The sequence below is a fragment of the Thiocapsa sp. UBA6158 genome (assembly GCF_002423035.1).
Lineage (GTDB): Bacteria > Pseudomonadota > Gammaproteobacteria > Chromatiales > Chromatiaceae > Thiocapsa.
Genome location: NZ_DIUM01000137.1, coordinates 1 through 15,032, shown reverse-complemented (window position 1 = coordinate 15,032; position 15,032 = coordinate 1). Strand labels below are relative to the sequence as shown.

The following is a 15,032-nucleotide window of genomic DNA, read 5'->3' as shown; positions in this document are numbered from 1 at the left end:
TTTCAACCCGAGCGATACCGAGCCATGACCATCCTCAACGAACGTGCCCACACCATCGCCCACGTCCTGATCGAGGCGCTGCCTTATATCCGGCGCTTCCGCGGCAAGACCATCGTGATCAAGTACGGCGGCAACGCCATGGTGGACGAGACCCTGAAACAGGGCTTCGCGCGCGATGTCGTTCTTATGAAGATGGTCGGGATCAACCCGGTGATCGTGCATGGCGGCGGGCCGCAGATCGGCTCTCTGCTCAAGCGTCTCGGGAAGGTCAGCGAATTCGTACAGGGGATGCGGGTCACGGATGCCGAGACCATGGACGTGGTCGAGATGGTTCTCGGCGGGCTGTTGAACAAGGAGATCGTCAACTTCATCAACCGGCACGGCGGCTCGGCGGTCGGTCTGACCGGCAAGGACGGCGACCTGATCCGGGCACGCAAGCTCCTTTTGAGACGCGATGCGCCCGAGCTGGCCGAGCCCGAGATCATCGATATCGGTCATGTCGGCGAGGTCGAGAGCGTGGATGCCGCCGTTGTCCATATGCTGGTGAAGGGCGACTTCATCCCGGTCATCGCACCGATCGGCGTCGGCGAAGACGGCCGCTCCTACAACATCAATGCCGATCTGGTCGCGGGCAAGATCGCCGAGGTGCTCAAGGCCGAGAAGCTCCTGCTCCTGACCAATACGGCCGGTCTGCTCGATGCCGAGGGCAATCTGATCACGGAGTTGGATGTCGGCCGCGTCCACGCCCTGATCAAGGATGGTGTGATCGCAGGCGGTATGCTGCCGAAGGTGCAGTGCGCACTCGATGCGGTGCACGGCGGGGTGAAGTCCGCGCACATCATCGACGGGCGGGTCGAGCATGCGGTCATGCTCGATCTCTTTACGGACGAAGGCGTCGGGACGCTGATTCGCAGTCGGTGAGGTAGGGTTCGGGGTTTCGCTCGTGACACACGCTCGGCGGTGTCACGCATGCCCCGCGGCGCTCCGCGCTACGTGCCATGATGGCCGGAGTGACTCGGTGAAACCGATCGTTTTGGAAAACACTAAACCCCGTAGCGTACTCGGTAGGCCCGTACAGCGTCGGCGAAGGCATCGAGCTGCGGCTGTTCTTCGATGTAGGCGATCAGGTCGGTCAGGCTGACGATGCTGTAGACCGGGATGCCGAAGGTCGCGGTCACCTCGGCGACGGCCGAACGCCCGTCCTGGCCCTGCTCCTGTCGATCGAGTGCGATCACGACCCCGGTCGGCTCGGCCCCGGCATCGCGGATGATCTGAACCGATTCACGCACTGAGGTGCCCGCGGTGATCACATCGTCGATGATGAGGATCCGCCCGGCCAAGGGGCTGCCGACGATCAGACCGCCCTCGCCGTGGTTCTTGATCTCCTTGCGATTGAAGGCGTAGGCAGTGTCTCGGCCGGACTGCGCGGCAAGTGCGATGCTGGTTGCAGCCGCCAAGGGGATGCCCTTGTAGGCCGGTCCGAACAGCACGTCGAAGCCCGGGGCGGCATCCAGGATGCAGCGCGCGTAGGCGCTCCCGAGCCGGGACAGCCGCTCGCCTGTGTTGAAGAGGCCTGCGTTGAAGAAGTACGGGCTTTGGCGTCCGGACTTGAGCGTGAAGTCGCCGAAGCGCAATGCACCGATCTCGGCGGCGAAGGCCAAAAATTTGCGTTGGTAATCTTTCATACGGGTTTCCTTTCGAGCCGATGAGCTGATTGCTGAAAGCCGACCGCTAACTGCTCTCTATTGGACGAGGTACCGCGCATGATGACGACCCCGCTTGGAATCTATCTGACCGCTTTTCTGGTCGGCCTGCTGGGCGGTGTCCATTGTCTGTCCATGTGCGGCGGCCTGGTGGGTTCCTTGACCCTGGGTCTGGAGCCGCAGATCCGCCGCGACCCCTGGCTGATGCTGCCCTATCAGGTGACCTACAATCTGGCGCGCATCGCAGGATACGCCACTGCCGGCGCCTTGTTCGGCGGACTCGGTGCCTTGCTGCTCCAGCTCGATGCGTTTCAGGTGATGCAGCGTGTCCTTTACGGCCTGGCCGGTGTCGTGATGATCCTGCTCGGACTCTATCTCGGCGGCTGGTGGCGTTTGATCGCCGTCGTCGAGCGCGCGGGAGCCGTGCTTTGGCGGCGTCTCGAGCCCTTGGGTCGACGCGTCCTGCCGGTTCGCAACCCCATGCAGGCCGCGGCACTGGGCTATCTCTGGGCCTGGATCCCCTGCGGTCTCGTCTACAGCGTCCTCATCACGGCGGTCGCCACCGGAAGCGTCCTGGACGGGGCGCTCGTCATGCTGGCCTTCGGCGCCGGCACGCTCCCGAATCTCCTCGGCATCGGTCTACTCGCCGGCGCCGCCGCACGCATCTCCGAGCGCGCATGGGTCAAGCAAGTCGCCGGGCTGTTGGTCATCGGCTTCGGCCTCTACGCCCTCTGGCAGCTCTATTAAATCGCGCTCTTCAGTGATGCGCCGCGTGATCAGAGGGGTCGGGGTCGTACGCACTGGGAACGCTGGAGCTGGCGCGATTTAAGTATTTGAAAAAATTAATATCTTAAACCGCGTCAGCTAAAAAGTTTATGGGCGACCGCATTGATCCGATTGACGCCAAGCCTCGCCTGTCGCGAGGCGACGCGGTTTAATCCGTGAAGAACTGCTGCTGCAGCTCGATCGCCGCGGGTTCGCCTCCGGGCGGGGTCACCTGGATCGCGAAATCCACGATCTGGAGATCTGCGATCGGAAACTGGCCGATATAGGACACGCCTTCCCCGACGCTGATCTCGCGCATCGGGATCATGCCCGCGGGGCCGTCGCCGGTGCGTGCGGTGGCCTCGACCTGCGCTGGTACGTTTTCACGCGTCCCGTCCGGGTGCGGCTTGACGACCGAGACGCTCAGCACGCCGTTGAGCTTGCTGCGCTGAATCCGGTAGAGATTCGCGATCTCGGGGTTGAGCGTCTCGGCCGTCATGGCGTTGGCGTAGATGCTGCAGTCGCCTGCCGTGACCGGGCCTTCGGCCCAAGCGCTTTGGGCGGTGAGCAGACCGGCGGCAATCAGGATCCCAAAGGTCCGTTGAATGATCATGGTAAACCTCGTTCGGCGGATAAGATGAGCCGCGTCCGTTGCGATGTGCGTTCTCGACACCTGGGTTCGGACGTCGGTGAATCAACGACCGATCCAGTCGACGCGGTTCAGAAGTCCGTAAAAAATCTCTGAACTGCGCTGGCGCCCAGTTGTCGGGGTTGCTGCAGCTCCGAGCATCCGTCGGGACGAGCCATATCACTGCGAGCGCGGTTTCACCGGGATCGGGAATGTCCGCGGCGCCTGAATCCGCAGCCGCTTGTATCGCGATTGCTCGCCGCCGATGACGGACACCTTGGACGGCGCGACACCGAAGGCATTCGCGATGAACTTCCGCAGCGCCAGATTACCCTTGCCCTCGACGGGCGGTGCCTTGAGGGCGACCCGATAATGATCGCCATCCGGCCCGATGAAGGCGTCCTTGGGTGCTCGCGGTTTCACGCGCAGCGCAAGCTCCAAGTCGTCGCCATTCCACCGGTGCCAGGTCATTCCGCTTTCGGGCGGCTCGTGAAGTCTCAGAAAGGGCTGCCCACCAGCCACTTCAGCGGCGGGATCAGCAGCATCTCGAGCAGAACCAACCCGATGATCACCGCCATGGGCGAGAGGTCGATCCCGCCGATCGGTTGAATCATACGCTGCGCCGGGCGCATGATCGGATCCGTCAGGCGCGTCAGAAGTGCGACCGCTGGGTTGTAGGGATCCGGATTGACCCAGCTGAGGATGACGCGAATCAAGATCCCGAACAAAAAGATGTTGATGAAGAGCTGGATGACGGCAGGCACCGCCCAACCCAGCGCGCCGAAGATCGAGACGTTCAGCCCCAGCACCGTCACCAGCAGCCCTAGCTCGACTGACTTGAGTAGCCAGGCCAGCACCAAGGCGGCCAAATCCATGCCGGCATAGCCCGGGATCACCTGGCGCAGCGGGCGCAGCACGGGCGAGGTCAGCTTGACCACGAACTGCGAGATCGGATTGTAGAAATCGGCCCGCGCCCATTGCAGCAGGAAGCGGATCGCGACCAGGGTAATATAGAGCCCGAACAGGGTCTGGATCAGGAAGACGGCCGGGTTGGTCAGATAGGACGCACTCATGCTTGCTCCGACAGGCTCCGTGAGATCTCGACCGCACGATCATGTGCGGCGTGCGCGGCGCGCTTCATCAGTGCGTGTAGATCGGCCTTGAGCAGGTGCTCGAGTGCACGTTCGGTCGTGCCGCCGGGCGAGGTGACACGCTCGCGCAGCTGTCCGGGCGTATCCTCGCTCTCCACCGCCATCTTGGCCGCACCCAGCGCGGTCTGGATGGTCAGTAGCCGGGCGGTCTCGGCGTCGAGCCCGAGCGAGATGCCGGCCTCCTCCAGCGCCTCCATGAAGAGGAAAAAGTAGGCCGGACCGCTCCCCGAGAGTGCGGTCACCGCGTCGATTTGGGCCTCGGTCTCGACCCAGCGGGTCAGGCCGACGGCGCGCAGAATGGTCTCGGCACGGTTACGGCCCTCCTCGCCGACCTCCGGACTGGCATGCAGCCCGATGGCGCCCGTCTGCACCATCGCGGGAGTGTTGGGCATGGCGCGCACGACCGCCACGGTGCCGCCGAGCCAGCGCTGAATCGCCTGCTCGGGTACGCCCGCCATGATGGAGAGCACAAGTGGGGCGCGCGCCGACGCGGCATCGGCGATCTCGGAGCAGACCTGCGCGGCGAGCTGCGGTTTGACGCAGAGCACGAGTGTATCGGCCTCGGCCAGAGCGTCGCGATTGTCCGAGAAGACCCTTACTCCATAGCGGGTTTGCAGCATCTCGCGACGATCCGGGTTGGGGTCGGCCACTTGGAGCGAGTCCGGCGCATAGCCGTCGGCAACGAGACCGGCGATCAGGCTGGTGGCCATGTTGCCGCCACCGATAAAGGCAATCCTGGTTGTCGTCATGTCGAGCCCTAAAGAGATCGGAGGCTAAGAGGAACGATCAGCCCGCATTATACGGCCGCGGCCCGAAGACTGCCGTGCCCACCCGAACCAGGGTCGCGCCTTCGAGGATCGCGGCCTCCAGGTCGTCGGACATGCCCATCGACAGACAGACGAGCGGGTGGTTCGGGGTGGCCAGCCGATCGCGCAGGAGACGCAGGGCGCGAAAGGGCACGCGCTGCGCGTCTTCGTCCTCGGCGGGTGCCGGCAGCGTCATGAGTCCACGCACGTCCAGACCGGGCAGCGCCTCGCAGACGGCAATCATGCCCGCGACCGCGTCCGGCTCGACACCGCCCTTGGTGGTCTCGCCGCTGACGTTGACCTGGATGCAGACCTTGAGCGCGGGTAAGTCGCTCGGACGTTGCTCGCTCAAGCGTCGGGCGTGGGCCGGGTCGGACAGCCCGTGGACCCAATCGAAACGGGCGGCGATCTGGCGAGTCTTGTTCGCCTGGATCCGGCCGATGAAGTGCCACTCGATATCCGGCAGGTCGGCGAGCAGGGGAATCTTCTCGATCGCCTCCTGCACATAGCTCTCGCCGAATGCCCGTTGACCGGCGGCGTAGGCCGCGCGCACGGCCTCGGCGCCGTGGGTCTTGCTGACGGCGAGCAGCGCAACGCTGTCCGGCGGGCGCTGGGCCCGCTCGGCCGCCGCGCGGATGCGCTCATGCACCTCGCCCAGATGTCTCCGGATGCCGTCGTCGCCGATCGCCCCGAGCATTTCCATCGTGCCGCCCCGTCAGGTGTCGGCGCCCGCCGACTCCAAGAGGACCTGCAGCGCACGCAGGGCCTGACCCCGGTGGCTCAGCCGATTCTTGGTCTCCGGATCCAGCTCTGCGGAGCTGCAACCGTGCGTCGGCACCCAGAAGATCGGGTCGTACCCGAAGCCGTGCTCCCCGCGCGGTGCGGTGAGGATCGAGCCCTCCCAGGTGCCCTGGCAGATGAGCGGTGTCGGGTCGGCGGGGTGGCGCAGATAGACCAGGACACACTGGAATCGGGCGGTGCGCTTGGATTCTTCCACTCCCTCCAAGTCGGCCAGCAGCTTTTGCAGATTGGCCGTATCGGATGCCCCGGGACCGGCGTAGCGCGCGGAATAGATGCCGGGCGCACCGGCGAGCGCGTCGACCTCCAGACCGGAATCGTCGGCCAGGGCCGGAAGATCGCTGTAGCGCGCGGCGTGGCGTGCCTTGAGGATAGCGTTCTCCACGAAGGTCAGCCCGGTCTCGGCGACGTTCGGCACGGCAAAATCGCCTTGAGGAACCGCCTTGATGCGGGCACTCAGAAGCAGTTGGTTGATCTCTCTGGCCTTGCCGGGGTTGTTGCTGGCCAGGACGAGGGCCTCGCCGGCGTGCGGGATACTCATGCCATTCTCCTTGTCTGCTGATCGGGTGCGAGCACCCCTGTCATGCGCCTTGCAGTGCGGCGCGCTGAGCGGTCTGGATCTCGCGGATGCCGGCGGCGCCGATCGCGATGAGTGCGTCGAGCTCCTCGCGGCAGAAGGGTACGCCCTCGGCGGTCCCCTGGACCTCGACGAATCGGCCCTCGCCGTCCATCACCAGATTCATGTCGGTCTCTGCCGTCGCATCCTCGGCAAAGTCCAGATCGAGAACGGCCACACCCTGCACGATGCCGACCGAGACGGCGGCGATCTGCGTGCGCAGCGGATCGGTCGTGATCTCTCCGCGCGCCAGAAGTCCGTCGATCGCGTCGCGCAAGGCGACCCAGGCCCCGGTGATGGAGGCTGTGCGGGTGCCCCCGTCGGCCTGCAGGACATCGCAGTCGAGCGTGATGGAGCGCTCGCCGAGTGCGTTCAGATCCATCGCCGCGCGCAGCGACCGACCGATCAGGCGCTGGATTTCGAGCGTGCGACCACCCTGCTTGCCGCGAGCAGCCTCTCGCGGACTGCGCGTATCGGTCGCACGCGGGAGCATCCCGTACTCGGCGGTCACCCAGCCCTTGCCCTGACCCTTGAGAAAGGGCGGAACCTGCGACTCCACGCTCGCCGTGCAGAGCACGCGCGTCTCGCCGAACTCGACCAACACGGAGCCTTCCGCGTGGCGGGTGAAGCCGCGGGTCAGTCGAATCGGGCGCAGCTCGTCGGGGCGGCGTCCGGAGGGTCGCACAGAGGCGTTTGCCGAGGTGTCTGTCATGGCGATGCTCGATCTCGAAACCGGAAAGGGTGTGGCGTGGCGTGATTATTCGGATGCGCTCGACGGTGTGCCCGACACCCTGTCCGGGCTCCGGGCCACCTCCTCGAGCACCGCCGCGAGGAGTTCTCCGGCATCCTGTGGACGGTCGCCGCTCTCCAGCGACATCGACCAATCGACCAGCCTGAGCAGGGGGAAAGGATACCGGGTTTTCAGCTCCACCGTGGCCGGAATCAAGGTGTCCTCCTTCCGACGCTCGGGTGCGGGGGGCGGCGTGCGCCCTTCCATGCAGGCGCGGATGCTGGCCCCGACTGCGTAGACATCGGTCCAGGGACCGATATGACCGTCGCACAGATGCTGCTCGATCGGCGAATAACCGGCGGTGATGACCTGCCCGCCGCGCGCGCGTCCTTTCGCCAAGGCGCGAGCGGCGCCAAGGTCGAGCAGCAGGGGTCGATTGCCGTGTCGCAGATGGATGTTGCCGGGCTTCACGTCCAGGTGGACCATGGAGCGGCGATGCAGCAGCGACAAGGCATCCAGGACCGGGATGAAGACATCGAGGATGAAGGTCGTACTGAGTCCGCCGCGACGTTCCGCAACATAGGCCCCGAGGTTGCGTCCCCGCTCGTTGGGCATCACCAGATAGCCCGTATCGTTGGCGAGAAAGAAATCCAGTACCCGAACGATCGAGGGATGTTTCAGCGCGGCAAGGGCCTTGGCCTCCTGAAAGAACAGCTTGCGTCCCTGATGGAGATTCGCGGCGAGCTGCGGCTCGCTCGCCATCACGCGCCGCGCACTTTCGCGCCGCGCGATCTTCTTGGGCATGTATTCCTTGATGACGACCTCTTCGCCCGAGTCCTCGTCGTAGGCGAGGTAGATAAGGCTGAAACCGCCCTGCGCGAGGGTCTTCACGACCCGATATGGACCCAGCAAGGTGCCGGCCGGAAGGCTGTCTCGGGCGACGGCCATGATCGTCTCTGTCGGTCTCCGTTCAGGATCCGGCGGCACGCAGCGAGCCGCGGGAGCGTCAAACGCTCGGGACCGAATCCTGCGCCCGCGCGCGCAACAAGGCAATGGATCGGCGGGCAGGTACGGTCGATCTTTTGAACCGTGCGTTCGGAGCCGGGCGCACTCCGACCGAGACTCGTATTCGTGCGTCACGGAAGGCGTTTCGCCGTTGCGTCGGACAGGCCGACCCGGATAATAGATGCCTCGCGTCCGGATCCAGTTTAGCGGCCTCGCAGCCGCTCGACGAGCCCGAGCGTCGATGCCCATGTCGCACCCCCACATGACCACCCAAGGGACGACCCCATGATCAAAAGTATGACGGCCTTCGCGCGCGAGTCGCGCTCCGGTGATTTCGGCGAGCTGACGTGGGAGCTGCGGGCCGTCAACCACCGCTATCTCGAACCGCACCTGCGGTTGCCCGAGGAGCTGCGTGCGCTCGAAACCAGCGTGCGCACGCGCCTGGCCGCCCGTGTCCAACGCGGCAAGCTCGACTGCAACCTACGCTACGTCCCGGCCGTCGGACTCGGCGGAAGTCTGCGGGTCAACCGCGCATTCGTCGAGCAGTTGCTGGCTGCGGGTCAGGAGGTGGGCGCCATCATCGGCCGCGGCATCGAGCCCTCGCCCTTCGAGCTGCTGCGCTGGCCCGGCGTGCTCCAGGAGCAGGACCGCGATCTGGACGAGGTGACGGCCGCCGCACTGGATCTTCTGGAGACCGCCATCGACACCCTGCTCGCGACCCGCGAGCGCGAGGGCGAGCGTCTCGAGCGCCTCCTGGTCGATCGCTGCGATCGCCTGCAGGAGAGCGTGGTGCGCGTGCGCGCCCGGATGCCCGAGGTGATGACGAGCGTGCGACGACGCCTCGCCGATCGACTCGCCGAGCTGCGCGCCGAGCTGGATCCTGCCCGCTTGGAGCAGGAGATGGCCCTGGTCGCGGCACGGCTGGATGTGGACGAGGAGATGGACCGTCTCGAGGCTCACGTCGCCGAGGTTCGGGACGTGCTCAAACGCCGCGAGCCGGTCGGACGCCGCCTGGATTTTCTCATGCAGGAACTCAACCGAGAGGCCAACACGCTCGGCTCCAAGTCGGCCGATGTGGAGGTGACCCGCGAGGCGGTCGAGATGAAGGTCCTGATCGAACAGATGCGCGAGCAGGTTCAGAATCTGGAGTGACGGGGCGTTTCCGCGCGCTTCTCCGGGGGCGCAGAACAAGAGACCCTCAGGCGAGAGTCTTGTTTGGATCTCCGGCCAAATGCGAGCGTATCGCGATCAAGATCAAGACGATGGGCAGCTCGATCAGGAAGACCAGGGTCGCGAACAGCACCAGCTTGACCTGACCCATGATCAGGGCACCCATGATGGCGACCAATCCGAGATTGCGGGTGCTGAATTCGATCAGCAGGGTGAAGCGGTCCTCGCTCGAAAGGCGCGCCACCCACCCCACGATGAAGCCAGCCGCCATCGTGATGATGCAGAAGGGCAGGGCGGTCGGAAGGGCCGCGCGTACAGCCGCCGTTAGATCCTCGCGCTGGTCGATCAGAATGATGCCTACCAGGCAGGCAAGGCCGACGAGACTCAAGATTCGCAAGGGCTGACGTGCTGCGGCGACACCGGCCGGCCTCCACGCGCGCAAGGCCATGCCGAGCGTCAAGGGAAGGAGCATCATCAGACTCAGCTGACCGATCATGCGACCCGCCGGAATCACGAGACGATGCGATTCCTGGAGGAACAGCGCCAATCCGGCGGCGGTCAGGGCAGGCATGGTCCCCAAGGCGAGGAGGGTGGACAAGGCGGTCAGGGTGACCGACAGGGCGACGTTGCCCCTGCCGAGATAGCTGTAGAGGTTGGAGATAGCCCCGCCCGGGCTCGCGGCGAGCAGGATCATCCCGGCGACGATCCAGGGCTCAGGCCGTGCTGCCCAAATCAGCAGGGCGGCACATGCGGGAAGCAGCAGGAGCTGGCCCAAGGTGGCGATGCCGACCGCTCGCGGATAGACCAGAACCCGTCGAAAATCACCCGGGGTGAGCTCTAGCCCAACGACCAGCATCAGCAGCCAGACGAGCGCCGGGATCGCGAGGTCCAAGATCGGTGCCCCGCCGGTCACGGAAGGCGGCGCCCGGAACGACTTCTCCCTTCGTGTGCCGTGGCGGGCCGCAGGATACCCAGCTTCAGCATCCTCGAGCGCAGCGTGTTGGGATTAATCCCCAAGCGCTCCGCGGCATTGCCCGCACCATTGATGCGCCAGCCGCAGCGCTCGCACCCCGCCAGGATGTGGTCGCGCTCCACATGCTTCAGCGTGCGGTTGTCGTCCGCAGTCCCGGGACCCGGCGCCGCGCCCTGCATGGGCCTCACCCCGTGGGCGCCGGGGAGGCGGTCGACCGACAGGGTCGAGCCCGACGAGAGGATGAGGGAGCGCTCGACGATGTTCTCCAGCTCCCGCACGTTGCCAGGCCAATCGTAAGCCATCAAATCGGCGATGGCATGGTCCGGGATGCGGGTCACCTGGCGGCCCAGTTTGGCCCGGAGCTTCTCGACAAAATAGGCCGCAAGCAGGGCGATGTCCTCCCGGCGCTCGCGCAGCGGCGGCAGCGTGATGGGGAAGACGCCGAGACGATAGTAGAGGTCGGCACGGAAGGTTCCTTCTCGCGACATGGTCTCGAGATCACGATTGGTCGAAGCAATCAACCGAGCGTCACTGTGCCGGGTCGTCGTCGAGCCCAGCCGTTCGAACTCGCCGCTCTGCAAGACACGCAGGAGCTTCGCCTGCAGCTCCAGGGGCAGCTCGCCGATCTCGTCCAGAACCAAGGTGCCGCCGTCGGCAACCTCGAAACGGCCGACCTTGCGGGCGATGGCGCCGGTGAACGCGCCCTTCTCGTGGCCGAACAGCTCGCTCTCGATGAGTGTGGCCGGCAAGGCCGCGCAATTGACCCGAATGAGTGGTCGCTCGGCCCTGCGGCTGCGTTTGTGGATGGCGGTCGCGATCAAGTCCTTGCCGGTGCGGGTCTCGCCCAGCACCAGGACCGTGCTGTCGGTGGGGGCGACTTGCTCCAACTGAAGCAGCACCCGCTTCAGGGCCGGGCTTTCCCCGACCAGTTCGTCGAATTCGCGGCAATGCAGCACCTCTTCTCGCCACACCGCGTTCTCCGCTTCCACCCGCTCGCGCAGCGCCAGGTTCTCTGCGAGCGCGGCCTTGAGCTCCACCTCTTTGCGCCTTCGCAGCATTGCATTTGCAAAGACCCCGGCGAGCAGGCGCAGGCGTCGGACTTCGGGCTCGGTCCAGACGTGTGTCCGGCGGATTGCCCCGAACGACAGCCAGCCGAGCGGGCCGCCGGTCGCCGACAGCGGAAAGGTGGCCATGGAGCGAAGCCCGAGTTTGCTCAGGGCCGACGCGTCGGCGGCCGCCTCGGGCGGAAGGTCGGTAATCCGGTTAAAGACCACTGCGCTGCCGGAGCGCATCCGCGGGGCCAGATAGGGAAAGCGGGACTCGGCAATCGGCGATGGCACCGGCTCGATGCCCGGCACCGCCCAGGAGTGCGTCGTCATGAGCTGTCCGGAGTTGTGTTCATAACGGCCTAGCGTGCTGCGGTCGACCCCGAGGAATTGCACGATACGTCGCAGGGCATCCACGATCAGGTCGTCGAGTGCCTCCGGCTCCACGTTGACGAACGACGCCGTCAGATCTGCGAGGAGATCTTCGAAGCCGGTCGCGTTGCTCGGGGCATCCGGCGAAGTGTCGGCATCTCGATCGCGATTTGCTGCGGGAGGGATAGACATCACTGATAAAGATGCTTCGGACGTGCCGCAAGTGTACCCGCATTTTCCCGAGCCACGGTATTTCGAGATTGACGAGATTTCGTGAGAGAAACCACTGCATGTCGTCGCTCTCGGCAACGAGAAACCTCCTTGTCTCCGCATGCTCGGTCGTCAAGATCCTGAAATTATTAATTGATTCAGTATCTTGATGAAATGTCGAGTTATCGTTTCAGGATTGGATCGGATTCTGCTCGATCGCACGACATGACCTTTCGGATTACACGTCTGGATGCCCCGGGGGAAACCTCGTCAAGGTCGACGGTTGGCTGGAGGCCGACGGTATCGCGGAGCTGGAGCGCGTTTGCGTCGAGCCGTCGGCGGGGCTGCTGACCGTGGATCTCGCCGATTTGCGACAGGCGGACGCATCTGCACTGGACCTCCTGAGATGGGCTGCGGCGCGAGGAGCACGCCTTGTGAATTGCTCGCCCTACCTTGCGCTGTTGCTCGGCGAACCGGCGGATCCGACCGGTCATGATGAGGATCAAGACAAGATCTCGTGAGAGATCCGAAAAAACACCTACTGATTTCGAGGAGGCTGGAAGAATGATTCAGTTGATATCCAAAGAACAGGACCGTCGCGGTGCTTGTTCCCCGGGTCGCATGGGCGCATCGCTGGGGCTGGCTTTGCTCGCCCTCGGCGGCAGCCTGGCCCTGGTCGCGCCGGCCTCTGCCGAGGACACGGCGAAACCCAATGTTGTCGTCATCTGGGGCGACGACATCGGCGTGCACAATATCAGCGCCTACAACCACGGCGTCATGGGTTACGAAACGCCAAACATCGACCGGATCGCCAGCGAAGGCGGGATGTTTACGCACTATTACGCCCAGCAGAGCTGCACGGCCGGGCGTGCCGCCTTCATACTCGGGCAGCACCCCTTCCGCACGGGCCTTCTCACCATCGGTATGCCCGGCTCCGAACATGGCATCCCCGACTGGGCGCCGACCCTGGGCGACCTGTTGAAGGACAAGGGGTACGCCACCGGTCAGTTCGGCAAGAACCACCTCGGCGACCGCGATAAGCACCTGCCGACCGTCCACGGTTTCGACGAGTTCTACGGCAACCTCTACCACCTCAACGCCGAAGAGGAGCCCGAGACTTACCACTACCCGAAGGATCCCGAGTTCCACAAGCGCTTCGGGCCGCGCGGTGTGCTTCACTCGTTTGCCGATGGCCGCATCGAAGACACCGGCCCGCTCACCCGCGAGCGCATGGAAACCGCCGACGATGTCATCGTCGGCAAGGCACTGGATTTCATCGATCGCGCCCACGCGGACGACAAACCCTTCTTTACCTGGATCACCACCACCCGCATGCACGTCTGGACCCGCCTGAAGCCCGAATCCGAGGGAAGGACCGGCGTGGGCATCTATCCCGACGGTATTGTCGAGCACGACGACCACGTGGGTCAGATCCTGAAGAAGCTCGAAGACCTGGGCGTGTTGGACAACACGATCGTGATCTACTCCACCGACAACGGCGCCGAGACCGTGACCTGGCCCGACGGCGGCATTACGCCGTTTTACGGGGAGAAGGGCACGACATGGGAAGGCGGTATGCGGGTCCCCGCCATGGTTCGCTGGCCCGGCACTGTAAAGCCCGGTACCAAGTTCAATGAGCTGATGTCCCACGAGGACTGGATCCCGACCCTGATGGCCGCGGTCGGCGAGTCGGACCTGGTGGACGAGATGAAACAGGGGTATTCGGCAAACGGCAAGGACTGGCGTGTGCACCTCGACGGCCACAACTTCCTGCCGTTCTTCAAGGGCGAGGCGGAGGAAAGTCCACGCAAATCGTTTCTGTATTTCGGCCAAGGCGGCGAGCTTAATGCCGTCCGCTACGGTCCGTGGAAGGTCAACTTTGCGGGTGTCGACGGCAATATCGCGCTCGGAGTCCGTAAAGCGACCAATTGGCCTTTGATCGTGAACCTTCATGAAGATCCCTACGAGATGATGCCGCATCACTCCTTGATGTACGTGCGCTGGTACGTCGACAACATGTGGGTCATGGTTCCGATGCAGGAGGTCATCAAAAACTTCTTCATGACCATCCCGGACTACCCGTTCCAGCCGGGTTCCAGTCTCTCCGCAGGCAATATCGGCTACCAAACCCTCGAGAAGGTTGGGGCTATGGAGTCGCTGAAGCAGCTCGAGGCATTGACCCGACCTGGCAACTAAAGCGCCACTGGTTGCCGATTCGCTATCGAGAGGCGGGACGGGGCGCAAAGGCGCTTCGTCCTTATCCTGCCTCGTATCTCGATCGGAGAAGAAAAAACGTGAGCTTTACGCGGTGAACCCGATCGCAGTGTTGACACGCGGGGCATGCAATTCGCCGAAAAATCCGCGCGTGCTCGGTATAACTGCCGGGCAGCCGCATCCGGCATCTCAAGCGCACAAAGCGGGACAGGATTATGATCAGACGCGCCGACGCCCATGTCTACGCGATGGGATCCGTGGTGGCCTTGCCGGCTCTCTTGGTCGCACCGCTCGGGAGTCTCGCTGCCGAAGCGAGCGGTGATTGGCACTATGGGGTGACGCTATACCTATGGGGCGCTGGTATTCAGGGCGAAACGGCCAGCGGAGCCGAGGTCGATGTCGGCTTCGACACGCTCATCAGCAATCTCGATATGGCCTTCATGGGCGCCTTCGAGGCGCGCCGCGATCGCTGGTCCGTCGGGGCGGATCTGGTCTACCTCGACGTCCGTGCAAACGAGAGCGGGGAGGTTCCTGTCCGTCTGGCGTCGGGTGCGACCGGCAACGTGAATGTCGCGGCGGGCGTGGCGACAACGGGATGGGTTTTCAACCTGAGCGGTGTATTCAATCTTGTTCACACCGAACGCGCGAACCTCGACCTGATTCTGGGGGCGCGTTACCTGGATCTAGCGCTTGACTTTGACCTCGATCTTGCAGCCGCTCAATACACAGTCACACCCGGGATCGTCGCCACGCAGGTGACTTGGGATGGTGTCGTGGGTGTCAAGGGCCGAGTGCTTCTGGATGAACCTTGGTATTTGTCATAGGTGATTAGCGTCGTTCCTCAG

General features: G+C 64.3%; 16 protein-coding genes. 5 read left to right on the top strand and 11 right to left on the bottom strand.

Features of this window, described 5'->3' with window-relative positions; translation table 11 throughout:
• Positions 1-24: 24 nt before the first annotated feature.
• Positions 25-921, top strand: a complete 897-nt coding sequence (gene argB / locus B4N44_RS19135) for an acetylglutamate kinase (protein ID WP_296704468.1) — start codon at positions 25-27, stop codon at positions 919-921.
• A gap of 122 nt (positions 922-1,043) precedes the next feature.
• On the opposite strand, the gene pyrE is transcribed toward argB, so the two are convergent.
• Positions 1,044-1,685 (bottom strand): orotate phosphoribosyltransferase, encoded by a 642-nt coding sequence (gene pyrE / locus B4N44_RS19130; RefSeq protein ID WP_296704465.1) that lies wholly within the window; start codon positions 1,683-1,685, stop codon positions 1,044-1,046.
• Between the two features lie 78 nt (positions 1,686-1,763).
• Here pyrE and B4N44_RS19125 point away from each other — a divergent pair, with 78 nt between their 5' ends.
• Positions 1,764-2,450 (top strand): sulfite exporter TauE/SafE family protein, encoded by a 687-nt coding sequence (locus tag B4N44_RS19125; RefSeq protein ID WP_296704462.1) that lies wholly within the window; start codon positions 1,764-1,766, stop codon positions 2,448-2,450.
• A gap of 187 nt (positions 2,451-2,637) precedes the next feature.
• Here B4N44_RS19125 and B4N44_RS19120 read toward each other — a convergent pair whose 3' ends face one another.
• From B4N44_RS19120 to B4N44_RS19085, 8 genes are all read right to left on the bottom strand, one after another.
• On the bottom strand, positions 2,638-3,081 hold the full coding sequence (locus B4N44_RS19120) for a DUF4426 domain-containing protein (protein WP_296704459.1): 444 nt from the start codon (positions 3,079-3,081) through the stop codon (positions 2,638-2,640).
• Positions 3,082-3,276: 195 nt separating this feature from the next.
• Positions 3,277-3,567: a DUF167 domain-containing protein gene (locus B4N44_RS19115; protein ID WP_296704456.1), complete on the bottom strand. Its 291-nt coding sequence runs from the start codon at positions 3,565-3,567 to the stop codon at positions 3,277-3,279.
• Between the two features lie 26 nt (positions 3,568-3,593).
• Positions 3,594-4,169: a YggT family protein gene (locus B4N44_RS19110; RefSeq protein WP_296704454.1), complete on the bottom strand. Its 576-nt coding sequence runs from the start codon at positions 4,167-4,169 to the stop codon at positions 3,594-3,596.
• Positions 4,166-4,996 carry a pyrroline-5-carboxylate reductase gene (gene proC, locus B4N44_RS19105; protein WP_296704451.1) on the bottom strand — a complete coding sequence of 277 codons (831 nt, stop codon included), beginning with the start codon at positions 4,994-4,996 and terminating at the stop codon, positions 4,166-4,168. The genes B4N44_RS19110 and proC overlap by 4 nt, the downstream gene beginning before the upstream one ends.
• Positions 4,997-5,033: 37 nt before the next feature.
• The gene (locus tag B4N44_RS19100) at positions 5,034-5,756 is read right to left on the bottom strand and encodes a YggS family pyridoxal phosphate-dependent enzyme (RefSeq protein ID WP_296704448.1); all 723 of its coding nucleotides are present in this window, start codon (positions 5,754-5,756) and stop codon (positions 5,034-5,036) included.
• 12 nt (positions 5,757-5,768) lie between these two features.
• On the bottom strand, positions 5,769-6,392 hold the full coding sequence (gene rdgB / locus B4N44_RS19095) for an RdgB/HAM1 family non-canonical purine NTP pyrophosphatase (protein ID WP_296704445.1): 624 nt from the start codon (positions 6,390-6,392) through the stop codon (positions 5,769-5,771).
• Positions 6,393-6,432: 40 nt separating this feature from the next.
• On the bottom strand, positions 6,433-7,152 hold the full coding sequence (rph, locus tag B4N44_RS19090) for a ribonuclease PH (RefSeq protein WP_296704550.1): 720 nt from the start codon (positions 7,150-7,152) through the stop codon (positions 6,433-6,435).
• Between the two features lie 72 nt (positions 7,153-7,224).
• Positions 7,225-8,145, bottom strand: a complete 921-nt coding sequence (locus B4N44_RS19085; RefSeq protein ID WP_296704442.1) for a serine/threonine-protein kinase — start codon at positions 8,143-8,145, stop codon at positions 7,225-7,227.
• A gap of 342 nt (positions 8,146-8,487) precedes the next feature.
• On the opposite strand from B4N44_RS19085, the gene B4N44_RS19080 reads away from it, so the two are divergent.
• A complete protein-coding gene (locus B4N44_RS19080; RefSeq protein WP_296704440.1) occupies positions 8,488-9,354 on the top strand; it encodes a YicC/YloC family endoribonuclease in 867 nt (288 codons plus the stop codon).
• Between the two features lie 46 nt (positions 9,355-9,400).
• Here the strand turns inward: B4N44_RS19080 and B4N44_RS19075 are convergent, their stop codons facing one another.
• Positions 9,401-10,264, bottom strand: a complete 864-nt coding sequence (locus B4N44_RS19075) for a bile acid:sodium symporter family protein (protein WP_296704437.1) — start codon at positions 10,262-10,264, stop codon at positions 9,401-9,403.
• Positions 10,265-10,281: 17 nt separating this feature from the next.
• Positions 10,282-11,955 (bottom strand): sigma 54-interacting transcriptional regulator, encoded by a 1,674-nt coding sequence (locus B4N44_RS19070; RefSeq protein WP_296704436.1) that lies wholly within the window; start codon positions 11,953-11,955, stop codon positions 10,282-10,284.
• Between the two features lie 582 nt (positions 11,956-12,537).
• On the opposite strand from B4N44_RS19070, the gene B4N44_RS19065 reads away from it, so the two are divergent.
• On the top strand, positions 12,538-14,169 hold the full coding sequence (locus B4N44_RS19065; RefSeq protein WP_296704434.1) for an arylsulfatase: 1,632 nt from the start codon (positions 12,538-12,540) through the stop codon (positions 14,167-14,169).
• Positions 14,170-14,402: 233 nt separating this feature from the next.
• On the top strand, positions 14,403-15,011 hold the full coding sequence (locus tag B4N44_RS19060) for a hypothetical protein (protein ID WP_296704432.1): 609 nt from the start codon (positions 14,403-14,405) through the stop codon (positions 15,009-15,011).
• The last annotated feature ends 21 nt before the right edge of the window (positions 15,012-15,032 follow it).